Origin of the sequence: Promicromonospora sukumoe 327MFSha3.1 (assembly GCF_000385135.1) — a bacterium.
Lineage (GTDB): Bacteria > Actinomycetota > Actinomycetes > Actinomycetales > Cellulomonadaceae > Promicromonospora > Promicromonospora sukumoe_B.
The window spans coordinates 1803265-1830189 of record NZ_ARQM01000010.1; the positions used below are offsets into that span (position 1 = coordinate 1803265).

Annotated in this window: 25 protein-coding genes; 16 read left to right on the forward strand and 9 right to left on the reverse strand. The window is 74.9% G+C overall.

Features of this window, described 5'->3' with window-relative positions; all coding sequences use genetic code 11:
* The first annotated feature begins 40 nt into the window (after positions 1 to 40).
* Positions 41 to 556, forward strand: coding sequence for a TetR/AcrR family transcriptional regulator (locus tag H291_RS0111765; RefSeq protein WP_020015197.1), 516 nt, complete (start codon positions 41 to 43; stop codon positions 554 to 556).
* Between the two features lie 112 nt (positions 557 to 668).
* On the opposite strand, the gene H291_RS32470 is transcribed toward H291_RS0111765, so the two are convergent.
* Positions 669 to 1847 (reverse strand): AraC family transcriptional regulator, encoded by a 1179-nt coding sequence (locus tag H291_RS32470; RefSeq protein ID WP_084468111.1) that lies wholly within the window; start codon positions 1845 to 1847, stop codon positions 669 to 671.
* A 201-nt stretch (positions 1848 to 2048) separates the two neighbouring features.
* Between H291_RS32470 and H291_RS0111775 the strand changes: the two genes are divergently transcribed.
* The 6 genes from H291_RS0111775 to H291_RS32475 all read left to right on the forward strand — a co-directional run bounded on the left by H291_RS0111775 (position 2049) and on the right by H291_RS32475 (position 9530).
* The gene (locus H291_RS0111775; RefSeq protein WP_020015199.1) at positions 2049 to 2807 is read left to right on the forward strand and encodes an SDR family NAD(P)-dependent oxidoreductase; all 759 of its coding nucleotides are present in this window, start codon (positions 2049 to 2051) and stop codon (positions 2805 to 2807) included.
* Positions 2808 to 2958: 151 nt separating this feature from the next.
* Positions 2959 to 3654, forward strand: coding sequence for a putative glycolipid-binding domain-containing protein (locus H291_RS0111780; protein WP_026365664.1), 696 nt, complete (start codon positions 2959 to 2961; stop codon positions 3652 to 3654).
* Positions 3655 to 3813: 159 nt separating this feature from the next.
* On the forward strand, positions 3814 to 4650 hold the full coding sequence (locus H291_RS29700; RefSeq protein ID WP_020015201.1) for an HAD family hydrolase: 837 nt from the start codon (positions 3814 to 3816) through the stop codon (positions 4648 to 4650).
* A gap of 141 nt (positions 4651 to 4791) precedes the next feature.
* Complete coding sequence (locus tag H291_RS29705) at positions 4792 to 6570, forward strand: serine/threonine-protein kinase (RefSeq protein WP_020015202.1); 1779 nt, start codon at positions 4792 to 4794, stop codon at positions 6568 to 6570.
* A 34-nt stretch (positions 6571 to 6604) separates the two neighbouring features.
* Positions 6605 to 8128, forward strand: coding sequence for a serine/threonine-protein kinase (locus tag H291_RS29710; RefSeq protein ID WP_020015203.1), 1524 nt, complete (start codon positions 6605 to 6607; stop codon positions 8126 to 8128).
* 43 nt (positions 8129 to 8171) lie between these two features.
* Positions 8172 to 9530: a serine/threonine protein kinase gene (locus tag H291_RS32475; RefSeq protein ID WP_020015204.1), complete on the forward strand. Its 1359-nt coding sequence runs from the start codon at positions 8172 to 8174 to the stop codon at positions 9528 to 9530.
* Here H291_RS32475 and H291_RS0111805 read toward each other — a convergent pair.
* Positions 9527 to 10618 carry a hypothetical protein gene (locus tag H291_RS0111805; protein ID WP_020015205.1) on the reverse strand — a complete coding sequence of 364 codons (1092 nt, stop codon included), beginning with the start codon at positions 10616 to 10618 and terminating at the stop codon, positions 9527 to 9529. The genes H291_RS32475 and H291_RS0111805 overlap by 4 nt on opposite strands.
* A 6-nt stretch (positions 10619 to 10624) precedes the next feature.
* The gene (locus tag H291_RS0111810) at positions 10625 to 11248 is read right to left on the reverse strand and encodes a TetR/AcrR family transcriptional regulator (RefSeq protein WP_020015206.1); all 624 of its coding nucleotides are present in this window, start codon (positions 11246 to 11248) and stop codon (positions 10625 to 10627) included.
* Between the two features lie 123 nt (positions 11249 to 11371).
* On the opposite strand from H291_RS0111810, the gene H291_RS0111815 reads away from it, so the two are divergent.
* The 3 genes from H291_RS0111815 (at position 11372) to H291_RS0111825 (ending at position 13950) form a co-directional block, all read left to right on the forward strand.
* A complete protein-coding gene (locus tag H291_RS0111815; RefSeq protein WP_020015207.1) occupies positions 11372 to 12151 on the forward strand; it encodes a glucose 1-dehydrogenase in 780 nt (259 codons plus the stop codon).
* Positions 12151 to 12564, forward strand: a complete 414-nt coding sequence (locus H291_RS0111820; protein WP_020015208.1) for a nitroreductase/quinone reductase family protein — start codon at positions 12151 to 12153, stop codon at positions 12562 to 12564. Before H291_RS0111815 ends, H291_RS0111820 begins: the two co-directional genes overlap by 1 nt.
* Before the next feature lie 153 nt (positions 12565 to 12717).
* Positions 12718 to 13950 carry a glycosyltransferase gene (locus H291_RS0111825; protein ID WP_020015209.1) on the forward strand — a complete coding sequence of 411 codons (1233 nt, stop codon included), beginning with the start codon at positions 12718 to 12720 and terminating at the stop codon, positions 13948 to 13950.
* Positions 13951 to 14010: 60 nt separating this feature from the next.
* Here H291_RS0111825 and H291_RS34550 read toward each other — a convergent pair whose 3' ends face one another.
* Positions 14011 to 14640 carry a hypothetical protein gene (locus H291_RS34550; protein WP_051109413.1) on the reverse strand — a complete coding sequence of 210 codons (630 nt, stop codon included), beginning with the start codon at positions 14638 to 14640 and terminating at the stop codon, positions 14011 to 14013.
* Between the two features lie 1236 nt (positions 14641 to 15876).
* On the opposite strand from H291_RS34550, the gene H291_RS34555 reads away from it, so the two are divergent.
* On the forward strand, positions 15877 to 16341 hold the full coding sequence (locus tag H291_RS34555; protein WP_232216030.1) for a hypothetical protein: 465 nt from the start codon (positions 15877 to 15879) through the stop codon (positions 16339 to 16341).
* 869 nt (positions 16342 to 17210) lie between these two features.
* Here H291_RS34555 and H291_RS0111840 read toward each other — a convergent pair.
* Positions 17211 to 17792: a hypothetical protein gene (locus H291_RS0111840; protein WP_020015210.1), complete on the reverse strand. Its 582-nt coding sequence runs from the start codon at positions 17790 to 17792 to the stop codon at positions 17211 to 17213.
* Positions 17793 to 18020: 228 nt separating this feature from the next.
* Between H291_RS0111840 and H291_RS29725 the strand changes: the two genes are divergently transcribed.
* The 4 genes from H291_RS29725 (at position 18021) to H291_RS0111860 (ending at position 21907) form a co-directional block, all read left to right on the forward strand.
* A complete protein-coding gene (locus tag H291_RS29725) occupies positions 18021 to 19247 on the forward strand; it encodes a YibE/F family protein (RefSeq protein ID WP_232216031.1) in 1227 nt (408 codons plus the stop codon).
* Between the two features lie 88 nt (positions 19248 to 19335).
* A complete protein-coding gene (locus tag H291_RS0111850) occupies positions 19336 to 20232 on the forward strand; it encodes an NADP-dependent oxidoreductase (protein ID WP_026365666.1) in 897 nt (298 codons plus the stop codon).
* 71 nt (positions 20233 to 20303) lie between these two features.
* Complete coding sequence (locus H291_RS29730; protein WP_020015213.1) at positions 20304 to 21014, forward strand: TetR/AcrR family transcriptional regulator; 711 nt, start codon at positions 20304 to 20306, stop codon at positions 21012 to 21014.
* A complete protein-coding gene (locus H291_RS0111860) occupies positions 21011 to 21907 on the forward strand; it encodes an alpha/beta fold hydrolase (protein WP_020015214.1) in 897 nt (298 codons plus the stop codon). The genes H291_RS29730 and H291_RS0111860 overlap by 4 nt, the downstream gene beginning before the upstream one ends.
* Positions 21908 to 22039: 132 nt before the next feature.
* On the opposite strand, the gene H291_RS32490 is transcribed toward H291_RS0111860, so the two are convergent.
* Positions 22040 to 22939: a TetR/AcrR family transcriptional regulator gene (locus H291_RS32490; RefSeq protein WP_084467965.1), complete on the reverse strand. Its 900-nt coding sequence runs from the start codon at positions 22937 to 22939 to the stop codon at positions 22040 to 22042.
* Positions 22940 to 23188: 249 nt separating this feature from the next.
* On the opposite strand from H291_RS32490, the gene H291_RS0111870 reads away from it, so the two are divergent.
* Positions 23189 to 24040 (forward strand): SDR family NAD(P)-dependent oxidoreductase, encoded by an 852-nt coding sequence (locus H291_RS0111870; RefSeq protein ID WP_020015216.1) that lies wholly within the window; start codon positions 23189 to 23191, stop codon positions 24038 to 24040.
* Positions 24041 to 24063: 23 nt separating this feature from the next.
* Here H291_RS0111870 and chrA read toward each other — a convergent pair whose 3' ends face one another.
* From chrA to H291_RS0111885, 3 genes are read right to left on the reverse strand one after another with little or no spacing between them, the layout of a single operon-like run.
* Positions 24064 to 25290: a chromate efflux transporter gene (gene chrA / locus H291_RS0111875; protein ID WP_020015217.1), complete on the reverse strand. Its 1227-nt coding sequence runs from the start codon at positions 25288 to 25290 to the stop codon at positions 24064 to 24066.
* An 11-nt stretch (positions 25291 to 25301) separates the two neighbouring features.
* Positions 25302 to 25724, reverse strand: coding sequence for a hypothetical protein (locus H291_RS0111880; RefSeq protein ID WP_020015218.1), 423 nt, complete (start codon positions 25722 to 25724; stop codon positions 25302 to 25304).
* Positions 25725 to 25773: 49 nt separating this feature from the next.
* Positions 25774 to 26886: a LacI family DNA-binding transcriptional regulator gene (locus tag H291_RS0111885; protein WP_026365668.1), complete on the reverse strand. Its 1113-nt coding sequence runs from the start codon at positions 26884 to 26886 to the stop codon at positions 25774 to 25776.
* Positions 26887 to 26925: the final 39 nt, after the last annotated feature.

The following is a 26925-nucleotide window of genomic DNA, read 5'->3' on the forward strand; positions in this document are numbered from 1 at the left end:
AGTTGGCCGCCAGACACGGACGCGAGCGAGACGGAGCCCCATGAGCTACCACCACGGAGACCTGCGCCGCGCCATGACCGCGGCCGCCGCGACCGCCGTCGCCGAGCGCGGACCCGCCGGCCTCAGCCTGCGCGAGCTGGCGCGGCTCGCGGGCGTCTCCCACGCGGCGCCCGCCCACCACTTCGGCGACAAGGCGGGCGTGCTCACCGCCGTCGCCACCGAGGGCTTCACGCTGCTCGCCGAGGCCCTGGGCCAGGCCGGCGACGACCTGCTGGCCGCTGGCGTCGCCTACGTGCGGTTCGCCGTCGGGCACCCCGGGCACTTCGCCGTCATGTTCGACCGCAGCCTGCTGCACGCCGACGACGCCGACCTGCGTGCCGCCGAGCAGGCGGCCTCCGCGGCGCTCGCGGACCTCGCGCCCGACGCCGACGGCGCCCGCGCCGCGTGGTCCGTGGCGCACGGCTTCGCGAGCCTGTGGCTCTCGGGTGCCATCGAGGGGCCCGACGTCGTCGCGGCGGCGGAACCCGTACTCCGCCGGCTGGTCCCGGACGCCTGAGTCGCGCCGGGCCGGGCGGCGCAAGACGCGTCCAGGGGCCGGGTGCGCGGCCGCCGCAAGCGACCATGCACCTGCTGCCGGTGCAGAAGCCCGTCTGGCAGCAAGTGCATGGTCAGCCGACGGCGGGTGTCGCGGGGCGCGGGTCAGCGTCCGCGACCGCCTCGGCGTCCGGCCGGGCCACGCCCAGCCCGACCGCCTCGGCGTCCGGCCGGGCCACGCCCGCCCGGCCTGATCGCCCCAGCCCGACCTCCTCGGCACCCGGTTCCCCCGGCGGCCACGGCGCCTGCTCGATCGGCCGTGCACGGTCACGGCCCGGCGGTGAGCCGAACAGGCGGCGGTACTCGCGGTTGAACTGGGCCGCGCTCTCGTAGCCGACGTCGAACGCGACCTGCGTGACGCTCGTGTCCCGCGAGGCGAGGATCTGGCGCGCTGTCGCGAGCCGGAGCTGCTTCTGGAACTGGAGCGGGCTCGACCCGGTCACCGCGCGGAACGTGCGGTGGAACGCGGATGCGCTCAGGCCCGCGCGCCGGGCGAGGTCCTCGACGCGGACCGGCTCGACCGCGTTGTCCCGGATCCACTGCACGACGCCGCTCACGCGCGTGAGCTTGCTGTCCGCCAGCCCGAGCTGTCGCACGGTGTCGCCCTGCGGGCCCGTGACCAGCAGCCACAGGATCTCCCGCTGCACCATCGGCCCGAGGACCGGCAGGTCGCGCGGCCGGTCCAGCAGGCGGACCAGCCGGCCGACGGCGTCCACCAGCTCCGCGGGCGCGCGGCTGGTGACCAGCGCCGGGACGACAGCGCCGCGGCCCGACGGGCCGGTTCCCCCCGACGCGGGGGAGTCCGACTGGGCCGAGGTTCGCGTTGCCGGCTGCGTGCGCGCCCTGGCGCCGCGCCCCGAGGCCGCACCCGCCCGCACCGACCGTCCCGTCGGTGCGGAGGCGCCCGCCCCTGCACCAGCCGCCGCCGACAGGAGCAGCTCCGCGATCGCCGGTGCGGCAAGCGTCATGCCGAAGCCCAACGCCGGCGCCTCCTCGCTCGCCTCCGTGAACCGGCCGATCACCGGCAGGTCGATCGACGTGACCAGGTACTCGCCCGGCCCGTACCCGACCGTCTCGGCGCCCAGCCGGAGCTCCTTGGTGCCCTGGGCGATCAGCGCGAACGTGGTGCCCGTCGTCGACGCCTCCGGGCTGCCCGGCCGGGTCTCGCGCGAGAGGAACACCCCGGGCAGGGGCTCGCTCGTCCCGGCGGGCGCGCGCTGGTCCAGCAGCTCGCGCAGCTCGTCGAGATCCATGCCGACCACCCTCCTCCTAGGACGCCGCCCGATGCCCGCCTGAGCAGGATCAGGCAAGAACCTGGCAGGAACACCCTCCCTGTCACGCCCCCGAATCGCCTTGACTGGTCGAGGAGCCAGGGCGCCACGGTCCTGCCTCCCGGCTTCGGTCAGAAGCAGTATCCGGCAACCAATGCACACCAACCAGAACACGAGGCAGACATGTCGATCACCATCGTCGTCGGGGCCAGCTCCGGCATCGGCCAGGCCGCCGCGATCCGCGCTGCGGAGGGCGGGTCCGGCGTCATCGTCACCTACAACGCCAACCGGGACGGCGCCCTCGAGACCGTCGCGCGCATCCAGGACGCCGGCGGTACCGCCGTCGCCCTGCCGCTCGACGTCGGGGACAGCGCCACGTTCCCCGCGTTCCGCGCCGCCGTCGAGCGGGCGCTGGCCGAGACCTGGGGCGCGCGCACCGTCACCGGTCTGGTCAACAACGCCGGGTACGGCGGCGGCACCCTCTTCGCCGACACCACCGAGCAGCAGCTCGACGACTTCTACCGCGTCATCTTCAAGGGCCCCTACCTGGTGACCCAGACCCTGCTCCCGCTCATCGAGGACGGCGGCTCGATCGTCAACACCGCGAGCAGCTCGGCCGGCACGGCGGGGCTGTCGGAGGGCTACTCCGCCTACGGCTCGATGAAGGGCGCCGTCATCGTGCTGACCCGCTACCTCGCCAAGGAGCTCGGCGCGCGCGGCATCCGCGTCAACTCGGTCTCCCCGGGCCCCACGAACACCCCGTTCGCCGGCGGCGCCTTCGAGGCCTACCCCGAGATGACGGCGCAGCTCGTCGAGCGCACCACCCTGGGCCGGCTCGGCCGCCCGGACGACGCCGGATCCGCCATCGCCTTCCTCCTGTCCGACGGCGGCCGCTGGGTCACCGCGCAGGACATCGAGGTCACGGGCGGCTTCAACCTCTGACGACGGCGGCCGGCGACCCCGCCGTTTCGCCGACCGCACCCTCACCGACCACACCGTTCCGGCGACCGGGCGGGACCGGCGGTCGGCCGGACCGACAGCCAGCCAAGCTGAAAGCCAGGCCCGGCGGCCGGGCACTGGCTAGGGTCGGACCGTGCGGCTGGACCCGATGCCTCCGGTGTCGGCCTGGACCCATACCGGGGTCCGGGCCGGCTTCGAGGTCGTGTTCGCGGAGCAGACTTTCCGGGGCCACGTCTTGCGCGGCCACACCACCGCGGTCGAGGGCGAGGAGGCCTGGTCGGTCGGGTACCGGATCGAGGTCGACAGCCACTGGCGCACACGTCGCGCCGAGATCGAGGCGGTGACGGCGGCGGGCGCCCTCCGCACCGTCCTCGAACGGGCCGACCTCGCCCCTGACACCAACGCCTCGGCCGGCACGGACGCTCCAGCTCACGTCCGAGCCGACACCGCTCCGTTCCCTGACCCGGCCCCGAGCCTCGACACGAATCCCGACCCCGCCCCGCCCCGCTGGCTGGTCGACGGCGTGCCCGACCCCCGGCTGGACGGCTGCCTCGACGTCGACCTGGAGTCCTCCGCGGTGACCAACACGCTGCCGGTCCACCGGCTCGGCCTCCCGCCGGGCCGGACGCACCAGGCCCCCGCGGCGTTCGTCCGCGCCCAGGACCTCGGCGTCCAGCGGATCGAGCAGGAGTACCGGTTTCGCGAGCGGACGCCGGGCTCCCTGCTCCTGGACTACGCGTCCGCGACGTTCGACTTCGCGTGCGTGCTCACCCTCGACGCCGCCGGCCTGGTGCTGGACTACCCCGGGATCGCCGTCCGCGAGCGCTGATCCGGACGGGTGCGTCATTCACCCGCCGCGACGTGTATCGTTTCGGCCGCCGCAGGCCTCTGACCTGGGACAAGACCTCTTCTCGGCCCCGAGATGCGAGTTCCAAAATGTCCTAGTATGGGGGATGATGGCCGCGCCACCTATCACCAGGGGAATACCGTGACCGCGACCGCCTCCGGGGCCACCGCAGCACTGCCCGACGTGCCGACGTCGACACCCGCCCTCGTCGCCTGCGACCTGGGTGGGACCCTCGTGCGTTCCGGACGCCGGGCCACCCCCGCCGTCGTCGACGCGCTCGCGGCCGTCCGCGCCGCCGGTCACCACCTGGCGATCGCGACGGGCCGGTCGCTGTCGGTCGCGGTGCAGATGGTGCGCCTGCTCGGTATCCGCGACGGCTGGGTGGTCGCGGCCAACGGCGCCGTGACCGCGCGCCTGGACGGCAACGGCTACTCCGTGGTGCAGGTGACGCCCGTCGAGGCCGAGCCCGTGGTCCGGCTGGTGTCGAGGATCCGCCCGGACCTGCGGCTCGCGGCCGAGGTGGTCGGCACGGGCTACCGCGTCACCAAGCGGTTCCCCGACGGACAGCTTGGCGGGCACCAGGAGGTGCTGCAGCGGGTCGCGGACATCTGGGCGCGCCCGACGCCGCGCCTCGTCGTGCACGGGCAGTGGGCCCAGCGCCTGACCCCGGCGCTGCGCGAGTCGGGCGTCACCGCGTTCCCCACCCGGGTCGACTGGGTGGACGTCACCGCGCCCGGCGTCAGCAAGGCGACCGCGCTGGAGAGCATCCGCGCCGAGCTGGGGGTCGCGCCGTCGCGCACCGTGGCGATCGGGGACGGCGAGAACGACCTCGAGCTGCTCTCCTGGGCGGGCGTGTCGATCGCCATGGGCCACGCGCCGGACGCCGTCCGCGCCGTCGCGCACCAGGTCACGAGCAGCGTCGAGCGGGACGGCGCGGCGTCGGCCCTGCACGACGCGCTGCTGCTGCCGGCGGCCTGACCTGCCCGGACGGCCCCGCTCGGTGCTCTGGGCGACGCATCCGCCCATTGATTGAACCAAAACGTTAGGCCCTCTACCATCAGGCCAGCGGTCCGGCGCGGAAGCCGGTTCGGGGTGGTCGGACGAGGAGTCGGGGGCACAGTGCCAATCGCAGCGCTCAGCGGGGAGGACCCGCGCGAGGTCGGGCCGTACGTGATCGAGGGCCGGCTCGGGTCCGGCGGGATGGGCAGCGTCTACCTGGGCCGCCCGCGGACCGGGCGGCCCGTCGCGGTCAAGCTGATCCACCCGGCGCTGGCGGGCGACGCCGAGTTCCGCACCAGGTTCCGGCGCGAGGTCGCCGCGGCCCGCCGGGTGGGCGGTTTCTGGGCGGCGCAGGTGGTCGACGCCGACCCCGACGCCGAGCGGCCCTGGATGGCCACCGCCTACGTGGCGGGGCCCTCGCTCGAGGACGCCGTGGGGCAGGAGGGCGCGCTGCCCCTGTCCGTGGTCCGCACCTTGGGCGCCACCCTCGCCGAGGGGCTGGGCGCGATCCACGACCAGGGCCTGGTGCACCGCGACCTCAAGCCGTCCAACATCCTGCTGGCCGACGACGGCCCCCGGGTCGTCGACTTCGGCATCGCCCAGGAGCGCGACGCGACGTCGCTGACGCACCAGGGCTCGATCGGCACGGCGCCCTACATGTCGCCGGAGCAGGTGCGGGGGCTGGACGTCACGGCGGCGTCCGACGTCTTCTCGCTGGGCTCCGTGCTCGTGTTCGCCTGCACGGGCCGCAGCCCGTTCGGGGGCGGCGCCGCCGAGGACGTCGCGCGGCGCGTCGTGCGGGACGAGCCCGACCTGGCCGGTGTGCCGTCGGGCCTGCGCGGGCTGGTCGAGGCCTGCCTCGCGAAGGAGCCGGCCGACCGGCCCGCGCCGTCCGACGTCGTGGACCGGCTCGCGAGCGCCACGGGCGGCGGCTGGGAGCTGCCGGCCGGCGTCGTCGCGATGATCGCCGAGCGCGCAGCCGAGGTGGGCGGGGCCGAGGCGGGCGTGGTGTCGGTGTCGTCGCACGACCCCGCGGCGACGGAGCGGATCGAGACGCCGGGCACGAACCGGGTCCCGGTGGGCACGACACCGGCGGGCACGACTGCGGCCGACGCGGTACGGGTGGGCACGGTCGGGGTGAGCGCCGGCGCGCCCGGCTCCGAGGACCGCCCCTGGTGGCGCACCCCGGCGGCACTGTGGACCGGGGTGGGCGTGGCGGCGGTCGTGGTCGGTGTCGCGGGCGCCCTGTCGGTCACCCGAGGGTTCGGCGGCGGGGCCGGGGGAGGCGCCGACCTGGTCCCGCCGCCGTCTTCGGTGGGCAACATGCAGCTCACCGTGCCGGACGAGACCCACGAGATCACGCTCGAGGTGACGGCCACCGGCAAGGACGCCGGGCGGATCCCGGTCGGGATGCGGTACGACGGGCGGCTCGGCCCGGCCGGCCTGGCGGACTCGTTCCGCAGTGCCGAGGACGTCATGGAGATGGACCTGGACAAGATGTACACCGAGATCGAGGTCCCGTGGAGCAAGACGATCACGGCTCAGGGGACCGTCGACGGTGCCAACATCACCCTGTCCGCCGAGGCGGGCTGGCAGAACCGGGCGGAGATGACGCTCGGTGACAACGACATCGCCGTCTCCTGTCGGATCCTGATCGATGGCAAGCCGGTCGTCGAGGAGGCGGGCAAGGTCAACGTGGGCTGCATGCTGCTGCCCGACGAGCTGCAGGCGATGATGGACGAGGCGAAGAAGGACGCTGCCGACCAGAGCGCGGAGCAGCAGAAGAAGTTCGAGGAGCAGTACCAGGAGCAGCTGGACGAGCTCCCCGAGCCCGGTACGCCCGAGTACGACGAATGGCTGGAGAAGCTGCTCGGCCAGGCCACGGAAGGCAACGGCTGATGCCCCGGCCCGCTCGACGACCCGGGGCCCGCCCGTGATCGAGGCGCTGCGCGCGGGCGACCCCGCGCAGGCCGGCCCGTACCGTCTGCTGGGCCGGCTTGCCGCCGGCGGTATGGGCCAGGTGTACGTGGGCCGCTCCCGCGGCGGTCGCGTGGTCGCGGTCAAGGTGATCCACCCGGGTCTGGCTGGGGGCGACGAGTTCCGCGTCCGGTTCGCCCGCGAGGTGGAGGCCGCCCGGCTGGTCGGCGGCTATCACACCGCCGAGGTGGTCGACGCCGACGCCTACGCCGACCGGCCCTGGATGGCCACCGCGTACGTGCCCGGCCCATCGCTGCACGACGCCGTCGCGCGCAACGGCGTGCTCGGCGTCGAGGCGGTCCGGGCGCTCGGCGCGGGCCTCGTGGGCGGCCTTGAGGCCATCCACTCAGCGGGCCTGGTGCACCGCGACCTCAAGCCCGCCAACGTGCTGCTGACGGCCGACGGCCCGCGCGTCATCGACTTCGGCATCGCGCGCGCCGTCGACGCGACGTCCGTGACGACGTCGGGCGACGTGCTCGGCACCGCCGCCTACATGTCGCCCGAGCAGGTGCGCGGACGGGAGGCCGAGCCGCCCTCGGACGTGTTCGCGCTGGGCTGCGTGCTGTTCTTCGCGGCCACGGGGCGCTCGCCGTTCGGCGGCGGACCCACCGAGGCGATCGTCTACCGGGTGGTGCACGAGGACGCCGACCTGGGCGACGTGCCGCCGGAGCTGCGCGACCTGGTCGGGGACTGCCTGGCCAAGGACGCCGCCGACCGGCCGACGACGGCGCAGGTGCTCGACGGGCTGCGTCCGGCGTCCGGGGCCGTGGCGCCGTGGCGGCTGCCGTCCGGCGTCGGGCCGATGGTCGCGGAACGCGCGCAGGAACTCAGGGAGCTGCAGGCGCGCGAGGTGCCCGCGGACACCGAGGTGGTCCGGGCCCCGGTCCCGGACGGCCCCCGGGACGGCGTCGGCCACGGGCCGGACGAGCAGACCGGGGAAGCCGCACCGGCCGGGGCAGGCGATCAGCGAGGGGGAGCCCGACGCCGACCGCGTCGCCGGTGGATCGCGGTCGCCGCCGCCGGGACGGCCGTGGTGACCGCCGGTGTCTGGTGGACCGTCGCGCAGGACGGCGTCCCCGCCGACGCCATGGAGAGCGGGGCGTACAGCCTGACCGGCGAGCGGCTCGGATCCGACCCCGTGGACGCGCCGCACAGCGTGGAGCTGCAGATCACGACCCCGCGCCCCGGCGAGGTCGTGACCGTCACCTACAACGCCGTGGTGATCGACTCCGACGGCGGCGGCACCCAGCAGGGGCAGCAGGGCAACGGCAAGGGGTTCAAGGTCGTGACGCCCTGGACGGGGACCCTCCCCGTCGAGTCGCAGCTGCAGACCCTGGCCTTGACCGCGCAGGGCGACGCCGAGGACATCACCTGCCGCATCGCGCTCGACGGCGAGCCCGCCGCCGAGGGCACCGAGTCGTACACCTCGACCTGCGGGGTGCCCGTCGACATGTCGACCGTCCTGGACGGGCTGTTCTGACCGCGGCCGTCACGAACGGCGCACCACCGAGAGGACACCGAGCATGGACACACCGGGCACGGAGACACCGGGCATCGAGCTGGAACCCCTGGGGGAACGTGACCCCCGGGAGCTGGGTCCCTACCACCTGCGCGGCCGCCTCCGGGTCGGCCGCGCGGGCATCACCTACCTCGGCCGTTCGCCTGACGGGCTGTTCGCCGAGGTGACCGTGGTCAGCGAGCAGATCGCCTGGGACCCCGAGGTGCTCGCCCTCCTGTCCGACGGCACCGACGCCGCCCGCCGGCTCCGCGCCCCGCACCTGCAGCGGGTCCGCGCCGCCGACCTGGGCGAGCGCACGCCCTGGACCGCCGCCGACTTCCTGCCCGGACCGTCGCTGCGCGACGCCGTCGAGGCCTACGGGCCGCTGCCGCCCGCCGCCGTCCGGAGCCTGGCCACGGCGCTCGCGGACGCCCTCGACGCCGTCCACGGTGCCGGGCACGTGCACCGCGGGCTCGACCCGTCCACCGTGGTCCTCACCGCCGACGGCGCCGTCGTGACCGGGCTGGGCGTGGCCCGCGCACTGGAGGCGGCCACGGTGACGCTCCCGCGCCTGGTGCCGGACGCCGTGGCGTATCTGCCGCCCGAGGTGGCGCGCGGCCTGGAGGCCGGGTCGCCCGCCGACGTCTTCGGCCTGGGCGCCGTGCTGACCTACGCCGCGACGGGGCACGGGCCGTTCGGGTCCGGGGCCTCGGCCGAGCTGGCGCGCCGGATGCGGGACGACGAGCCCGACCTCGCCGGCCTGCCCGACGACCTGGTCGAGGTCGTCACGGCCTGCGTCCGGGCCGACCCGGGCCGACGGCCCACGCTGGCGGCGGTGCGCCGTCGGCTGGCGGCCGGGCCGGTCGGCTCGTGGGTGCTCCCGGACGGTCTGACGGGCGCGTTCGCCCAGTGGGCGGTGCTGGGCAGGGGCCGGTCGGCGCCGCTGGCGCCCGCGATCCCCGCGGAGCCGACGGCGCCGCTGGCTCCCCGGGGCGGGCCGGCGGTCGCTGCCGGAACGGGTTCCGGTGCCAGGGCGGGGGCGACCCGGAAGCTGGACGTCGCGTTCGACGAGCCCGGTGCTGGCGGTGTCGGCGACACCGAGAACGTGGGCGTGGCGCCCACGGCACCGGTCGGTGCCCCGACGGCCGGCAGCGCGACGGCCGGCACCGTGCCGTCCGGCACACCCACCGGCTCCGGCCCCGATGCCCCCGCCGTCCCGCCGCAGCCGGTCTCGATCCTGCCCCGCACGGCCGGCGACAACCGCGGCACCGGCTCGGGCCGGGGCGCCGGCGAGGGTGAGTCGCGCGTGTCGCCGCTGCTCCTGGTCGCCGTCGGCGTCGCGGTGGCCGCGCTCGTGTTCGCGGCGGTCACCCTCTGGCTCTAGGGCCGTCCGTCGCCGGCCCGGCCGAGGCGGGCGAGCGCCGCGAGCGGGTACGGCGTCGTCCGGCTCTCCCGCTGGAAGCGGCGGTGGAAGTCGCCGACCACCGCGGCGACCGGCGCGTCCCGGAGCAGCAGCTCCGCGACGGCCGCCGGGACGCCCGCCGGGGCCACCCCCTCGGCGCAGGCCCGCACGAACGCCCGGCGTTCGTCGGGCCCGAACCCGTGCACCGCGACGGCCAGCCAGTTCACCAGGTACGCCGCGACGTAGTCCCGGTCGTAGCCCTCGTGCTCGGCGAGGAAGACGGCCTCCTCCGGCGTGAGGTCGAAGCCGGAGGAGACCGCGAGGCCGTAGTCGGCGAAGTACAGCCGCTCGCCGTCCGTCAGGATGTTCTGGAAGTGGACGTCGAGGTGCAGCAGCCCGCGCGCGTTCATGAACGCGACGCCGGCCGCGAGCTCGGCGTCCACCATCGCGCAGGCCCGCTCGGCGGCTTCGTCACCGGCCCGGAGCTGCTCGTCCAGCCAGGCGTGCAGGGTCTGCGGCACGTACTCAAGGAACAGCACGATGCTCGCCGAGGACTGTTCCAGGGCCTCGATCCGGGCCCGGATCTGCGGCCCGCCGCCCCAGTACGCGACGGCCCGCTCGACGTCGGCCAGCTCCTCGGGGAGCGGGTGGCCGGCGTCGGGCAGCACCCGCCAGTGGTACATCAGGGGGAAGCCCTCGTGCTCGCCCGCGAGCACCCAGCCCGTCGTCAGGGTGTGCGCGGCCAGCTCCCGCCAGGCCCCGAACCCCGGGCCGCCGATGGTGCCGACGCCGAAGTGACAGAAGGCCGGCAGGTCGAACAGGTTGGCCGTGGAGCCGACGTGCTCCGGCCGCCGCTCGAGGTCGGTCAGGCGCACCTGCTTGACGAAGACCGGGGTGCCCTCGACGTCCAGCCGCCGGGTCGCCCCGCCGATGCCGGAACCGATCGGGGCGGCGGCGTCCAGGAGCTCGCGCAGCGCGTCGTCGCCGGTCCGCGAGAGGGTCGCCGAGACGGTGTCGTGGGCGGCGAGGCGTGGGGCGCGGGACTTGGCGGCGGACGGGTCGGAGGCCACGGGCGCTCAGCGGGCGCCGTAGCGGGCGACCATCGTGGTCACGGCGTCGTCGACGGCGTGGGCCGTCTCGGCGTCGGTCGGGTCCCAGCCGACGACGGTCAGGCGCGGCCAGAACGTGAAGTTCGAGATCATGCCCATGAACTGGGTGGTGGCGGCCACCGGGTCCGCGATGCGTGCGGCCCCGGCGTCGTGCTCGGCGGCGAGGTAGTGCTTCACCGCGTCGAAGAACGGCATCTTGCCGACGTCGAAGTGGGTCTCGGCGAGCCCCGGGAACCGCGGCATCTCGGCGATGACGATGCGGTACAGGCCCACCATCTCGGGCCGGGACATCAGTGCTGCGTACCGGCGGCCGTACTCGGCCAGCCCGCGGGCGAGGTCGCCGGACGCGGGCTCGGGGCGCTCGTCGTCGTCCGCGTTCCAGTGCTCCCTGACCATCGCCTCGAACAGGCTGGCCTTGGTGGGGAACTGCTTGAACAGCGTGGCCTTGGAGACCTCCGCGGCCTCGGCGACGCGGGCCAGCGACGTGCCGGCGTAGCCGCCCTCCAGGAACAGGCTGGTCGCGGCGGCGATGATCGCCGCGCGCTTCTGCTCCGCGAGCTGCTGGTGGTACGTCCCGGTGCCGGTCGCCATGGGCCCATCATGCCCCAGGCTGTGAGGTGAGTCGCTTGACTCACCTCTCCGGCCGTGCCTACCCTGATCGAGAGGTGAGTCGGGCGACTCACAACTAGACCCACGACGCGAAGGGCACCACCCGTGCAGCGATTCCAGAACAAGACAGTCGTCGTCACCGGCGCCGGGGGCGGCATGGGCGTCAGCCACGTGCGCGCCTTCCACGCCGAGGGCGCCAACGTGGTGATCGCCGACCGCGACGCCGAGCGGGGCGCGGCGCTCGCCGCCGAGCTGGGGGAGCGGGCCGTGCACGTGGCGCTCGACATCACCAGCGAGACGCAGTGGGCCGCGGCGGTCGCGACGGCCGAGGAGCGGTTCGGCCCCGTCTCCGTGCTGGTGAACAACGCGGGGATGCAGCAGTCGGCGGCGCCGATCGAGCACATGGACGCCGAGGCCTTCCGTCGCACGCTGGAGGTCAACGTGACCGGCCAGTTCCTCGGCATCCGCGCGGTGACGCCGTCCATGCGGCGCGGCGGCGGGGGCGCCGTCGTCAACATCTCCTCGACCATGGGCAACGTCGGCACGGCGTACTACGCGGCCTACACGGCCAGCAAGTGGGCGGTGCGTGGCCTGACGCGGTCCGCCGCGCTGGAGCTGGGCCGCGACGGGATCCGCGTCAACTCGGTGCACCCCGGCGTCGTCTCCACGCCGCTGATCAACTCGCCGGTCGCCGAGGGCGAGCGGCCCATCGCGGACCTCTACTCGCCCGAGCCGTTCGCCGTGCCGCGGCTGGGGGAGCCGGCCGAGCTCTCGCGGCTCGTGCTCTTCCTGACCTCCGCGGACGCCGCGTTCGCCACCGGCTCGGAGTACGTGCTCGACGGCGGCCTGCTGCTCGGGCCGGCGCTGCGCTACGAGGCGGCGTGATGGACAACGCCGTGCGCCGGGCCGTCGAGATCACCCCGGCCGCCTCGACGCGGCAGCGGATCGTCGACATCACCACCACGGGGCGGCGGAGCGGCCTGCCCCGGCGGATCGAGATCTTCTTCTACCACGTGGCCGGCCGCACCTACCTGTGCAGCGGCACGGTCGACCGGCCGAGCTGGTACGTCAACCTGGTGGCCGAGCCGGCGCTGACCTTCCACCTCAAGCACGGCGTACGGGCGGACCTGCGGGCCACGGCGCGCCCGGTCACGGACGAGCTGGAGCGGCGCGCGGTGCTCACCGAGATCGTGGCCGACCTGAACCAGCCCGCCAACCCAGGACATCTGGCCCAGCCGGTCGACCTGGAGGGCTGGGTGCGCGACAGCCGGCTGGTCGAGGTGACGTTCCTGGACTGAGCCGTTCCCGGGCGAGTCGTGCCTGGCCCGGGGGCTGCGGATGCGACACGACCGGTTGTCCCCTATGAATGTACTTCGCGCGGATCGTGTGGCCCGGCCACACCGCGCGAGCTCATTCGACAGGCAGGGGGCCGCGAGCGCGTGAAGGTATCCGTGTTCACACCGAGTCACGCGCCGGCGTACCTCGACGACTGCTACCGCAGCGTCGTCGCGCAGACCCACCAGGACTGGGAGTGGGTCATCCTCCTCAACGGTGACGCCGAGTGGGAGCCGCCGTCGCCGGACCCGCGCATCCGGGTCCTGCGCGGGGCGGCGACTGGTCTGGTGGGTGCGCTCAAGCGCGAGGCGTGCGCGCTCGCGACCGGTGAGGTGCTGCTCGAGCTGGATCACGACGACGTCCTCGCGCCGCGCTGCCTGGCCGAGGTGGTGGCCGCGTTCGACCGGCATCGCGAGGCGGTGCTGGTGTACTCGGACTTCGCGCAGGTCAACGCGGATGGCTCGCCCAACTTCGACACCTTCAACCCGGCGATGGGCTGGGAGTACGCGCCCGCGAACGTGAACCAGATGCTGGTCAACCGGTGCCGCGCGCTCGCCCCGAGCCCGCACAACGTCGGGTACATCTGGTACGCGCCCAACCATGTGCGTGCGTTCCGGCGCACGGCGTACGAGCGGGTGGGCGGGTACGACGCCACGCTCGAGGTGCTCGACGACCAGGACCTGATGATGCGCCTGTTCGAGGTCGGGGACTTCCACCACGTCGACGCCTGCCTCTACCTGCAGCGGATCCACGACCGCAACACGCAGCGCGAGGGGCGCATCAACAAGCTGATCCAGCAGGAGACGGTGCGGCTCTACCACCGGGGCGTCGGGGGGCTCGCCGTGGCCTGGGCCAAGCGGAACGGCCTGGCGTCGCTCGACCTGCACACCGCGCAGTGGCCCGACCGGACGCTCGTGCCCGGCGCGGACGACCTCGGGATCGACGCGCGCGACCCGGTGCTGCCCTACGGGGACGGCGAGGTGGGCGTGATCGTCGCGACCGAGCTGTTGCAGCGGGTGCCGGACCGGCTCGCGTTCTTCACGGAGTGCCACCGCGTCCTCGCGCACGGCGGCCTGGTCCTGACGACGACGCCGAGCACCGACGGGCGCGGCGCCTTCCAGGACCCGACCCACGTGGCGTTCTGGAACCAGAACAGCTTCTGGTACCTCACCCAGGCGCCGCTGCGCGAGCGGGCGTTCCCGGGCAGCTCGCACCTGCGGTTCCAGGTCAGCGGGCTGCGCACGTACTTCCCGACCGAGTTCGACCGGACGCACGACATCTCCTACGTGGGCGCCAACCTGCTCGCGATCAAGGACGGCCCGCGACAGGGCGGCCCGCTGCTCTGCTGAGCCCGTGTCAGACGTACAGGTCACTCTGGTGACCTGTACGTCTGACAGGTGCGGGCTTGCTCAGCGCGAGACCTGCTGGACGTTGACGGCGCCGACGAACCCGGCGAGGTTCGTCGTGCCGTGGGTGACGTTCCGGTTGCCGTTGAAGAGCTGCAGCGTGCCGCCCGTGGTCGAGATCGTGATCGTGTTGGAGACGTAGCCGTCCTGGTTCGACAGGGTCGACGTCGTCGACCTGATCCGCGAGCCCGCGACCTCGTTGCCGCCGAGCACCAGGTAGGCCGAGACGATCTCGGTGTAGGCGTTCAGGAGGTCGCCGACGGCGTCGGCCGACCAGGAGTAGGTGACGACGTACGTCCCCGCCGGCAGGGTGATCCCGCCGTTGTTGAGCGCCACCCCGGTGCCGTAGGTGGTGCCCGCCGTGGTCAGGGGGATCAGGGTGTTCGCGTTCTGTGCTGCCGTCGAGGTCGTGTAGAAGTATCCGCCGTTCGCGGGAGCCGCGGCGCCCTGCGCGCCCTGGGGTCCGGCCGCGCCCTGCGGGCCCGCCGCCCCTTGCGGTCCGACGGCGCCCTGCGGGCCGGCCGGCCCCTGCGCGCCGGCGGTACCGGCTGCGCCCTGGGCGCCCGCGGTGCCCTGCGCTCCGGTCGTGCCCTGTGCGCCGGTCGCACCCTGGGAACCCGTCGCGCCCTGCACGCCCTGGGGCCCTTGCGGCCCGGCGGGACCCTGCGGGCCCTGGGGGCCGGTGAGGCCCTGTGGGCCAGTGGGGCCTTGGGCGCCGGCGGTGCCGTTGGCGCCCTGGGGGCCGGTGGGGCCCTGTGCACCGGTGGGGCCCTGTGCACCGGTGGCGCCTTGGGCTCCGGTGGTGCCCTGTGAACCCGTCGCGCCCTGCGGGCCGGCTGCTCCCTGGTTTCCCTGCGCTCCGGTGGCGCCCTGGGGTCCTGTTGCGCCGGGGGTTCCTTGGGGTCCGGTTGTGCCGGGGGTTCCTTGGGCGCCGGTCGCGCCCTGTGCACCGGCTGCGCCCTGCGGTCCTGCGAGCCCCTGAGGGCCGGCAGGCCCTTGGCTGCCGGTAGCGCCCTGTGCACCCGTGCCGCCTTGTGCGCCCTGGGGGCCCGTGGGCCCCTGGGGGCCGTCGGCTCCGTCTGTTCCGTCGGCGCCGTCGGCACCCTGCGGTCCTGTCGCGCCGTCGGCGCCCTGAGAGCCGGTCGCTCCCTGTGGGCCAGTCGCGCCGTCCGAACCCTGCGCGCCGTCGGCTCCTTGAGGACCCTGCGCTCCGTCGGTGCCGTCGGTACCGGCAGCGCCCTGGGGTCCGGCGGGGCCTTGTGCGCCCGCTGCGCCCTGCGCTCCGTCGGTGCCATCCGCGCCCTGAGGTCCGGCGGGCCCCTGCGGTCCGTCAGACCCCTGCGCGCCGGTTGCTCCTTGGGCACCGGCTGCTCCCTGTGCGCCCTGCGCGCCCTGAGGTCCGGCAGGTCCCTGGGGGCCGTCGGCGCCGTCGGTCCCGTCGGTGCCGTCTGCGCCCTGGGCACCGTCCGCGCCCTGCGGTCCGCCTGGTCCTTGGGGGCCGTCGGCACCCTGGGCACCGGTGGATCCTTGGGCTCCGTCGGCACCCTGCGGTCCGGTGGCGCCGTCTGCTCCGTCGGATCCCTGGGCGCCAGTTGCGCCTTGTGCGCCCATGTCGCCCTGGGCACCTTGGGGGCCGTCCGGTCCCTGTGGGCCGTCGGCCCCATCCGTCCCGTCAGCTCCATCGGAACCCTGCGGTCCGGCGGGTCCCTGAGGCCCGTCAGATCCCTGAGCGCCGGTTGCTCCTTGGGCACCGGTTGCACCCTGAGCGCCCTGGGAGCCGTCGGCTCCGTTCGCGCCCTGCGGGCCTGTCGCGCCGTCGGCACCCTGAGCACCAGTTGCGCCCTGCGCACCTGTGTCGCCTTGTGCACCTTGGGGGCCAGTAGGCCCCTGTGGGCCGTCGGCCCCATTCGCCCCGTCGGCTCCGTCAGCGCCCTGGGCGCCGGTCGCACCCTGCGGGCCTTCGGCTCCCGCCGCGCCGTCCGCGCCCTGAGCACCCTGCGCGCCGGCCTGACCCTCCGGGCCGGTGTCGCCCTGCGGGCCTTGCGGTCCAGCCGGGCCCTGGACGCCTCCGGGTCCGGCCGCGCCGTCAGCGCCCTGGGGTCCGGTGGGGCCTTGGGGTCCGTCAGCACCTTGAGCGCCGACAGCGCCCTGGGCTCCTTGCGCGCCATCGGCGCCTCGTGCACCGTCAGCGCCCTGAGGTCCAGCAGGTCCCTGCGGTCCGTTGGCACCGGTCGCCCCCTGAGCACCGTCGGCACCTGTCGCGCCCTGCGCTCCGTCGGCACCCTGAGCGCCATCCGCTCCGTCGGCTCCTTGGGCGCCCTGCGCGCCGTCTGATCCGTCCGTGCCCGCGGCGCCCTGCGGTCCGGTGGGGCCCTGCGGGCCCTCGGCTCCTTGCGCGCCCTGGGCGCCGTCCGATCCGTCCGCGCCCTGCGCGCCGTCGGCTCCGTCGGCGCCGTCCGTTCCCGCGGCGCCCTGCGGTCCATCGGCACCGTCGGATCCGTCGGCACCATCTGCGCCCTGCGCACCTGTCGCGCCCTGCGCTCCTTCAGCACCGTCGGCTCCTTGCGGGCCGGTTGCACCCTGCGGGCCGGCGGCGCCGTCGGCCCCGTCCTCGCCGTCAGCGCCCTGCGCCCCGTCGGCACCTTGCGGCCCCGTCGCCCCCGGTGCTCCCTCGGCGCCCTGGGGTCCGTCGGCGCCCTGAGCGCCGGTCGCGCCGTCGGCTCCCTGCGCGCCTTGCGGTCCGATCACACCCTGCGGTCCCGCAGGACCTTGCGCCCCGTCGGCCCCGTCCTCGCCGTCTGCCCCGTCCGCGCCATCGATCCCGTCGGCACCCCGTTCGCCCTGCGCCCCAGCCTCACCCTGGGGCCCGACGCCGCCGTCAGCCCCCTGGGGCCCCACCGACCCATCCGCCCCGGCCTCACCCTGCTCGCCAGGAGGCCCGGCCGACCCGCTCGGCCCCATGGCCCCCTGCGCACCCGTGGCGCCCTGCGGCCCGACCGGTCCGGTGGCGCCCGTCTCACCCGGCTCGCCCGTACCGGCGTCGGCCTCGCCGAAGACCGGGCCCCGCAGGCCGGGCGGTTGCTGCCCCTCCCACGGGTGGTCCGGCCCCGTCGCCGCATCGGCGGCGACACGGTCGCCGGCCAGGAACAGGACCGCCGTCGCACCCACGGTCAGGGTGGTTCGCCCGGCGCGTCTGTACCAGGTCAACGCGTCTCTCCGCCGACGAGACTGATCGAGCCGTCGTCGGTCAGCTTCTTCGACTCGTTCTTCTCGGGCGAGAAGACCTCAACCTGGAAAGCGGCATTCTGGAATGAGAAGTATGTCGAGAGCGGGCGGTCGTCGAACACGGCGATCACCGCGCCGCTCTTGCTCTTCTCGACGGTCGCGAGATCCTTGTCCGCGGACTTCAGCCCCTCGTATCCGGTGATGGCGTCATAGGTGGCGACGGTGAGGTACTTGTCGGAGTCGCCCGCCTTCTTACCCTCTGGGATATAGCGGACGAAAGTCCCGCTGCTGGCGGTGTGCGTCAGCTCGATCTGGGTGTCGGGGATCTCCCCGGCCCAGTAGAGGGGGTAGTGGTCGGCGGAGAACTCTTCGAGCGCCTCGGCGGACACGACGGTGGGCACTCCGACCCGGACGTCGTCGGCGGCGGCGATGGCAGCGGCGGCGGCCTGGTCGGCGCTGTTCGCCTGGGCGCCCCGGATCGACCAGCTCCCGACGGCGACGGCGACGAGCAGGACGAGGGCGGCCAGCGCCCCGAGAGTGACCTTCGCTGATGTCCGCAAGAAAACCGCCCGGGTGTGAGTTCTCGACAGGGAATGCTGTCCATGTCACACCAGAAATAGTGTTGTCGCAATACGGCCCACAGTGGCGTATTCATGGGTTCTGTCTTGAGTTGACGCCCAATAGGGAAATGGGCGGATATTGGTCACGCCGGTGCCGGGCCGAAGCCGCTGTCGGACGAACGTTCCGCTCACCGTGCCCGCGGCGCAATGGTGGGCCAGTATGTCCGCATGGCGCACGCTTCCTCGCACGGTTCGGCGGGTCCTGCCGCGCCGAAGACCACGTTCTTCCTGGTCATGATCCTGGTATCGGCGCTCCTCGCGACGCTGGCCGGGCTCTGGCTGCTGTGGCCCGCCGGCGGTGACGTGCCCGACCGGGTTCCGGCCCGCGCGGAGGGGACGTCGTTCGTGGACGTCACGGTGGCCGGTCCCGCGGACCCGGCCACGGGCGCCGTCCCGGTCGAGCTCGCGGACGGCACCGCCTCCCGGATGCAGTCCCCGGGGCCCTCGGTCCCGCTCGAGCCCGGTGACCGCATCACCGCCGTCGACATCTCGCAGGTCTCCCAGCCCGGCATCGACCCGCTCGTGTTCCTGGACTTCCAGCGCGAGCTGCCCATCGCCCTGTTGGCGGTCGCCTACGCGCTGGTGGTGCTGCTCGTCGCGCGCTGGCGCGGGCTGGCGGCCATGGCGGGACTGGGGCTCGCGTTCGTGGTGCTCCTGGGGTTCACGATGCCGGCCCTGCTGGCGGGGCAGAACGCGTTCGGCGTGGCGCTGGTGACGTCCTCCCTGATCATGTTCGTCACCCTGTACCTGGCGCACGGGTTGTCGGCACGCACCTCGACCGCCCTGCTCGGCACGCTGGTCGGCCTGGCGCTGACCGCGGGCATCGCGGCCTGGGCCTCGCGCGCCGCGCAGATCACCGGCACCACCGACGAGGCCTCCGCGTTCCTGCCGTCCAGCGCGCCCGGCGCGGACCTGCGGGGGATCGCGCTGTGCGGCATCGTGCTCGCCGGCATGGGTGTGCTCAACGACGTCACCATCACGCAGGCCTCGGCCGTGTGGGAGCTGCGCGCTGTCGCGCCGACAGCGACCCGGGCCGAGCTGTTCACGAGCGCCATGCGGATCGGGCGCGACCACATCGCCTCGACCGTCTACACGATCGCCTTCGCGTACGTGGGTGCCGCCCTGCCGCTGCTGATGATGGTCTGGCTCGTCGACCAGTCGCCGGCCACGGCCCTCACCTCGGGCGAGATCGCCGAGGAGGTGGTCCGCACCCTCGTCGGCTCCATCGGCCTCGTGCTCGCCATCCCGGTCACCACCGCCATCGCGACGCTCACCGTCCCGGGGCCGACGACGGAACAGGCGGGCGGCCCGGGCCTCGAGCCGTCGTCGGACCCCGAGCTGATGGCGCCGGTCTCGGAGGCCTGGGCCGCCGAGGCGCGGACCCCGGGTTCCTGACCGGGCGGGCTCCGGCCCGGCCCGGCGCTGGCCCGACGTCGGGCCGCCGCGTCGTGCCGGAGACTGTCCTGGACAGAGAGGACGCACCATGCGCGCAGTAGTTTTCGACGAGTTCGGCGGGCCCGAGGTGCTGCACCTCGGCCAAGCCCCGGAGCCCCAGGCCGGACCCGGGCAGGTCCGGGTGCGGGTTGAGGCGGTGGCCCTCAACCCCTTCGACGGCAAGGTCCGCTCGGGGGCCATGGAGTCCGCGTTCCGCACGCGGCTGCCGGGGTCGCCCGGGCTGGAGGCCGCCGGCGTCGTCGACCAGGTGGGGCCCGACGTCGCCGGGGTCGCCCCGGGCGACCGCGTCACCGGATGGACCAGCCGGGGCGCGGCGGAGCTCGCCCTGCTCAAGCTGTGGGCGCCCGTGCCCGACGGGCTCGCCGCCACCCAGGCGGCCGCGCTGCCCGTCGCCGGGGAGGCCGCGCGGCGCTCGCTGCGCATCCTGCGCCCGGCGGCGGGGGAGATGCTGCTGGTGCACGGGGCCAGCGGCGTCATCGGCTCGCTCGTGACCCAGCTCGCGGTGGCCGCGGGCGTGCGGGTCATCGGCACGGCGTCGCCGGACAACCAGGACCGGGTCGCGGCCCTGGGCGCGACGCCCACCACCTACGGGCCGGGGCTGGTGGACCGCGTCCGCGCGCTCGCCCCCGCCGTCGACGCCGTGCTCGACACCACCGGCCGCGGCGTGCTCCCGGACAGCATCGAGCTGCGGGGCGGGACCGACCGCGTGCTCACCCTCGCGGACGACGCGGCCCGCGGGCTGGGCGTCGAGTTCACCGAGCGGTCCGAGCCGTCGGCCGAGGACCTCGCGGACCTGATCGGCGCCGTCGTCCGCGGTGAGGTGTCGGTGCCGGTCGCGCACGTGCTGCCGCTGGAGGAAGCGGCTCGGGCCCAGGCACTGGTCGACGGCGGACGCGCCGGCGGCAAGGTCGTGCTCGTGCCCTGACTTCACCGCACCTCCGTAGCGACCCACTCGTAGTGACCCATAGGGTATTTTGGGTCACTACGGAGGTGCGTATGCCCAGACCGACCATCCCGGACCGCCGGGAGACCCTGCTCGACGTCGCCGAGCGCCTTGTGCTCGACCGCGGCTTCGACGCCATGTCCGTCCAGTCCGTGGCCGACGCCGCGGGCGTGAGCAAGGGCGGCATCTACCGCGAGTTCGCGTCCAAGCACGAGCTGCTCGACGCCGTCCTGCAGCGCTCGACCGTCCGGCTCGGCGACCGCGTGGACGCGCTCACGGCGCACCTGCCCCGCCCGGTGCCGCTCAGCGCGCTGTACCGCGCCGGGGTCGAGGCGCTTCTGGACGACCCGCTGATGTCCGCCGCGATGCTCGACGACCGCGCCGTGCTCGGCGACCACGTGCGCGCCGTCGGCCCCGACCGGTACCGCGCCCGGTTCCGCTGGATCACGGGGCACATCGAGGAGCTGCGGGCCGCCGGGCAGGTACGCGCCGACGTCGACCCGGAGGCCGTCTCGCTCGCCCTGTCGAGCGTGACGATCGGGCTGCTGTCGGCGTCGGCGCTGATCGGGCCGCTGACCTCCGAGCAGCTCCGGGCCGCCCTCGGGGTGGTGGCGGAGCTGGTGCGCGTGGGGATCGACGGCGAGGGAGGCGGTGCTGGCGACGGCGGAGCTGGCGACGGCGGTGTGGGTGGCGGCGGTGCCGGCGGCGACGCCGCAGGTGGCCGGGACACGGCCGGGACGATGCATGACGAGGAGGAGCGATGACCGCGACGTTCGACGAGGTGCGCGACCTGACGGTGGCGGGCGGGCCGATCCGCCTCTACAGCGGCGGCCGGGCCGACGCGCCGCCCGTCCTGCTGCTGCACGGTGCGATGCTCGACACCGCCGAGCTCGACTGGATGCACGTGGCGCCCGCGCTCGCCGAGCACTTCCGGGTGCTGGCGATCGACCTGCCGCGGCACGGCGGCAGCCGACCCTGGCCGGGCCGGGTGGACCAGGCGCTGTTGCAGCGGATCGTGATCGGCCTGCTCGACCAGCTCGGCGTCGAGCAGACGGCGCTCGTGGGCCTGTCCATGGGCGGCGGCGTCTCGATCGGCACCGCGCTCGACCACCCGGAGCGGGTCAGCGCCGCCGTGCTGCTGGCGCCGGGCGGGCTGGGCGCGCGGCGTCCGGCTCAGTTCCTCACCTGGCTGTCCACGCGCACACCCGGCCTGCTCCGCGCGACGACCGCGTGGCTGGCCCGGTCACCCCGCGCGGTGCGCCGGTCGTTCGTGGACAACCTCCAGCACGGCGCCGGGACGCCGGGCATCGAGCGCGCCGTCGAGCTCGCGGAGCGCGAGGCGGAGCAGAAGCACCGGCACCGCGAGCCCGCGCTCGACGACTGGCAGGCGCTCGCGTACGGCCCCTGGGCGATGCGCACGAACTTCCTGACGGAGCTGCACCGGATGGCGGTGCCGACGCTCTGGGTGCGGGGCACCGCGGACCCGCTGGTGCTCCAGCCGGAGCTCGACGCCGCCGTCGCCGCGGCGCCGGGTGCACGGATGGAGGTGCTGCCCGACGCCGGCCACGTGTCCACGCTGGACCAGCCGGACCGGGTCGCGGCGCTGGTCCGGGAGTTCCTGACCGAGCACGCGGAGGCGCCGGGGGCGGGGCGCTGAGTCGGGCTGCGCTGAGCCGGGCGTTCCCCGCGCGGCCACAGAAGGTGCGCTTCTACCCAGCGATTAGGCCCGAAACGAGGGCTGTTTCGGGCGTAATCGCTGGGTAGAAGCGCACTTTCGCGGCGGGTCGGGTCAGCGGGTGGCTTCGCGGACCAGGCTCTCGATCTCGGCCGTCAGCAGGGTGCCGCCGTCGAGGCCCATGGTGTCGAAGCCGCCGACCAGCTCCAGCGACACCAGCCCGTGCACGCGGTACCAGGTGGACAACGCCAGCCGCAGTGCGCCGGGCGGGGTCTCCGGTGGGGCCCCAAGTGCGCGGCCCCACCGGGACAGCTCCGCGTCGAGGCCTTGCCTCGTGCCGGGTTCCGGCGCCGTGCCGGATCTGCCGCCGACGGCGTTGTCCGTGCCGGATCGGCCGCCGTTGTCCGTGCCGGACCCGCCGGCGGCGGCATTGACCCTGCCGGACCTGACGGCTTGCTCCGTGCCGGACCCGCCGCCAACGTTGTCCGTGCCGGACCCGCCGGCGGGACCCTCGCCGTCCGCGACGCCCCCGGCGTCCCGCTCCAGCTCCTCGAGCGCCGTGACCAGCGCGAGCATGCTCTGGGTGATCGGGCCCACGTGCTCCAGGGGATCCACCGCCTCGCGCCGGACGCCGGTGAAGAGCATCGCGTACCGGCGCGGGTGCTCCAGCGCCCAGCGGCGCCACGCGTGCGCGATCGCGGACACCCGGTTGGCGGCGGGGCGGTCCGCCGCCGCGTGCGCCGCGGCCTCCACCGCGATGCCGAGATCGGTGTACCCGGCCAGGACCAGGGCGTCGAGCAGCGCCTCCCGCGAGGCGAAGTAGTGGTAGAGCGCGGGCGGCGTCATCCCCATCGCCTTGCTGACCGAGGCGATCGACAGGCCGTGCGCGCCGCCCGTGTCGACGAGCTCCAGCGCCCGCTCCACGATCTCGTCGACGGTCTGCCGGCGGAGGCGCTCGCGGCGCGTCAGGGGCCGCGTCGTCGCGGGCCGGGTGTCGACGTCGTCCACTGGCATGCCGTGAGCCTAGTGCTCCGTCGCGGCCGAAGGTCTTCCGTGGGCAGCACCACCCGGTTCGTGACGCGCGTGTCGCAGGGTGCTTCCCGAGGTTCTGTTCGGACCACGAGCTCCTGCCCGCAGGACCGAGCTTGAAACGTTGCAACCTCGTGGCTCGAACAGAACCTCGGGGCGCGCCGGCCAGGTCCCGCCGGCCGGCGCTCGCGACCTCGGCAACAGGTCACCCGCCGGCCTGGCACGATGGCACCCATGAAGGCTGACCCTGGGCCACACGCGGCGCCGCCCGCCGTCGTGGGAGGCACCCGCACCTGGTTCGTGACCGGCGCGAGCCGCGGGCTCGGGCGGGCCGTGACCACGGCCGCCCTGGACCGCGGCGACCGCGTGGCGGCCACCGCACGCGACCTGGCCGCCCTCGACGACCTCGTGGCCGAGCACGGCGACGCCGTCGTGCCGCTGCGGCTCGACGTGACCGACCCGGACCAGGCCCAGGCGGCGGTGCAGGCCGCGGCCCGGGAGCTGGGCCGCATCGACGTCGTGGTGAACAACGCGGGCTACGGGCTGTTCGGCACGGTCGAGGAGATCACGCCCGAGCAGCTGCGCGCGCAGCTCGACGTCAACCTCTTCGGCGTGCTGCACGTGACCCAGGCGGCGCTCCCGGTGCTGCGTGCCCAGGGCGCGGGGCACATCGTCCAGGTGTCCAGCTCCAGCGGGGTCGCGGCCTGGCCGGGGCTCGGCGGGTACAGCGCCTCGAAGTGGGCGCTCGAGGGGCTGTCGGAGTCGCTGGCCCAGGAGGTGGCGGGGTTCGGCATCCACGTGACGCTCGTCGAGCCGGGACCCGTGGACACCGAGTGGCGCGGTGGTTCCGCGGTGCGCGCGGCGGAGCTTCCGGCGTACGACGCGCTGCGTGCGGCCGCCTGGCACCCGCCGGGCTCGTCCTCCCCGGCGGACGTCGCCCGCGTGGTCCTCGCCGTGGTCGACGCCGACGAGCCGCCGCTGCGGATCCTGGTCGGCGACCTCGCCGTCGACGCCGTGCTGCCGATCACCCAGGAACGCATCGCGGCCTGGCGCCGCTGGGCGGATCTGGGCCGGTCAGCGGGCTGACGCCGCCCCGCGCGGCACCCGGCTCACAGGAACGCCCACCCCAGCACCCCGGCGACGAGCACGACCGCCCACGGCGGCGCCGACCACCGGGTCAGCGCGACGAACGCCGCGATCGCCAGCGCCAGCGCGACGACCGGGCTCGACGCGCCCAGCACGCCCTGCGTGAACACCGGGTCGTAGAGCGCGGCCGCCAGCAGCCCGACGACGCCGGCGTTCACGCCGGCCAGGGCCCGCCGGGCGCGGGGCGCGCCGCGCAGCCGTTCCCAGAACGGCAGCCCGCCCACCACGAGCAGGGCCGACGGCAGGAAGATCGCGACGAGCGCGATCGCGGCGCCCGCCAGGCCGGACGGGCCGGACGTCGTGACCGCGCCGAGGTAGGCGGCGAACGTGAACAGCGGGCCCGGCACGGCCTGCGCCGCCCCGTACCCCGCGAGGAACTCGTCGTGCCCGACCAGCCCGGACGGCACCAGCTCGGCCTGGAGCAGCGGCAGCACCACGTGCCCGCCGCCGAACACGAGCGACCCGGCGCGGTAGAAGATGTCGACGAGCCGGGCCACGCCGCCGTCGGTCGCGGCGGCCAGCAGGGGCAGCGCAACGAGCAGCGCGCCGAAGACGACCAGGCAGGTCACCGCCGCGCCCCGGCCGACGCGGACGGGGAACGGTTCGGCGGCGCCGTCGTCGGACAGGTTGCCGAGCCAGGCGAGGCCGGCCACGCCGGCCAGGGCGATCACCCCGACCTGGCCGAGCGCCACGGGGAACCCGGCGACAGTGGGAAGCAGGAGCGTGACGATCGCGGCACCCGCGGCGATGGTCGCGCGACGCGCGTCGGGCGTCAGGGTGCGGGTCATGCCGAGCACGGCCTGCGCGACGACGGCGACGGCCGCCGCCTTGAGGCCGCCGATCCACCCGGCCCCGGCGTCGTCCCCGAACGCGGTGACGCCGTAGGCGAAGGCGACCATGAGCACCGCGGACGGCAGCGTGAACCCGGCCCAGGCCGCGAGCAGCCCGCGCACGCCCGCGCGCTGCAGGCCGATCGCCATGCCCACCTGGCTGGACGCCGGCCCGGGCAGGAACTGGCACAGCGCCACGACGTCGGCGTAGGCCTGGTCGCCGAGCCACCTGCGGCGCACCACGAACGCGTCGCGGAAGTACCCGAGGTGGGCCACGGGCCCGCCGAACGACGTCAGGCCGAGGCGCAGGAACGCGACGAACACCTCGCCGACGGTTCCGGGGCTGGACGGGGCGGGCACTCGCGCGCCCGTCAGCGAGCGCGCCAGCCCGGCAGCAGCCGGTCCAGGACGTCGGCCAGGGGCATGGACTCGCCGTCCTTGCCGCCCGCGCCGAGCGTCAGGGGCGGGCGGCGTGCCTCGGGCCGGACGCCGCGCACGCGGTCGAGCAGGCCCAGGGGCGCGGTGAGCACGTAGAAGTCGCCGGTCGTGCTGACACCGGCGCTCCGGTCGACGCGCAGGTACCAGCCGCGCAGCCCGGTGCGGGCCGTGCCGCGGCCGCCGTAGCCCTGGACCACGAGGTCCTCGGGCTCGAGGCCGGCGGCGTCCGCGGCGGCGGCGAACTCGTGCAGCATCGCCTCGGCGCGGGCGTGCTCGGCGTCCTGCCGCGCCGCGAGCCGGTCGGCCTGCACGCGGACCGCCTCGGCGCGCTGCCGCGCCCACTCGTCGTCACGCATGCGCGCAGTCTCGCACTCCTGGGTGACGTCGGGGTGCGGCGTCCGGGGCTCAGCCCGCGACACTCGCCGGCGGACCCACCGTGTCGCCCTCGACGGGCACGCACGGGACCGTGAGCTGCCGCGCGGGGCCGCCGTCGTCCAGCAGGTCGAGCAGGAGGTGGACGGCGGCGCGGCCCAGGCCCTCGCGCGGGAGCGTGAAGCGGCTCCAGTCGCGGGTGCTGACGAGCGCGGCGTCGGCGCCGCGGGCGGACAGCGGCGGGGACGGCTCGCCGAGCACGACGACGGAGAGGTCCCCGGGGATGCGCACCCCGGCGCGGGTGGCGACCTGTTCGAGCACGGCGATCGTCCGGTCGTTCTCGCCGGGGTCCACCAGCAGGGCGGTCACGCCGTCGGCGCGCCAGGTGGCCAGCAGCGTCGTCAGCGGCTCGCTCAGCAGGTCGAAGACCTGTTCCACGGGCGGCGACGAGCCGACGGGCAGCGCGTGGACCGGCTGGTCCGGCAGTCCCGCGTCGGCCACGCCCGCCCGGAAGCCGGCCTCGCGGTCCCGGGTGGGCTCCTGGTCGTCGTCGGGCCGCAGGTAGGCCAGGCGGCGGTGGCCCAGGCCGGTCAGGCGGAGCACGAGGTCCCTGGTCGCCGTCCCGTAGTCCGGGGCCACGTAGGACAGCTCGGTGCCGGGCAGCTCCCGGCGTCCGACGAACACGAAGGGGAAGTCGTCGCGGACCAGCTCGGCGATGTCCGCGTGGTCGACCTGCCGGCCGAGCAGCACGCAGCCGTCGGCGACCTTGAGCCGGTTGATGCCGTCGGAGTAGATACGGCGCGGGCCGGGGGTGACGGAGCTGAACAGCAGCAGGTCGTAGCCGACCTCGGCGGTGGCCCGCTCGACGCCGAGCAGGAACGGGTAGTAGAAGTCGCGCTGGTCCGTGGGAAAGACCGACTCGAACGTGTAGAGGCCCAGGATGTGGTTGCGCCCGCCCTTGAGGCTGCGCGCCGCGGTGTTGACCGAGTAGCCCAGCCGTGTGGCGGCGTCGAGCACGGCGGTGCGGGTGTGCTCGGCCACCTGCTCGCTCCCGTGGCCGCCGCTGATCACCAGGGATACGGTCGCTTGCGAGACCCCCGCTGCGCGGGCGATGTCTACCTGTGTGGCACGTCGTCGTGGACTCATCGGTAGCTCCTCTGGTGCTCTGCAAAGGGCCGAACACCG

Coding starts and splice junctions, on each gene's coding strand:
- H291_RS0111765 (WP_020015197.1), top strand. CDS start 41: ATGAGCTACCACCACGGAGACCTGCGCCGCGCCATGACCGCGGCCGCC.
- H291_RS32470 (WP_084468111.1), bottom strand. CDS start 1,847: ATGGATCTCGACGAGCTGCGCGAGCTGCTGGACCAGCGCGCGCCCGCC.
- H291_RS0111775 (WP_020015199.1), top strand. CDS start 2,049: ATGTCGATCACCATCGTCGTCGGGGCCAGCTCCGGCATCGGCCAGGCC.
- H291_RS32475 (WP_020015204.1), top strand. CDS start 8,172: ATGGACACACCGGGCACGGAGACACCGGGCATCGAGCTGGAACCCCTG.
- H291_RS0111810 (WP_020015206.1), bottom strand. CDS start 11,248: ATGGCGACCGGCACCGGGACGTACCACCAGCAGCTCGCGGAGCAGAAG.
- H291_RS0111820 (WP_020015208.1), top strand. CDS start 12,151: ATGGACAACGCCGTGCGCCGGGCCGTCGAGATCACCCCGGCCGCCTCG.
- H291_RS29725 (WP_232216031.1), top strand. CDS start 18,021: ATGGCGCACGCTTCCTCGCACGGTTCGGCGGGTCCTGCCGCGCCGAAG.
- H291_RS0111850 (WP_026365666.1), top strand. CDS start 19,336: ATGCGCGCAGTAGTTTTCGACGAGTTCGGCGGGCCCGAGGTGCTGCAC.
- H291_RS29730 (WP_020015213.1), top strand. CDS start 20,304: ATGCCCAGACCGACCATCCCGGACCGCCGGGAGACCCTGCTCGACGTC.
- H291_RS0111860 (WP_020015214.1), top strand. CDS start 21,011: ATGACCGCGACGTTCGACGAGGTGCGCGACCTGACGGTGGCGGGCGGG.
- H291_RS32490 (WP_084467965.1), bottom strand. CDS start 22,939: ATGCCAGTGGACGACGTCGACACCCGGCCCGCGACGACGCGGCCCCTG.
- H291_RS0111870 (WP_020015216.1), top strand. CDS start 23,189: ATGAAGGCTGACCCTGGGCCACACGCGGCGCCGCCCGCCGTCGTGGGA.
- H291_RS0111880 (WP_020015218.1), bottom strand. CDS start 25,724: ATGCGTGACGACGAGTGGGCGCGGCAGCGCGCCGAGGCGGTCCGCGTG.
- H291_RS0111885 (WP_026365668.1), bottom strand. CDS start 26,886: ATGAGTCCACGACGACGTGCCACACAGGTAGACATCGCCCGCGCAGCG.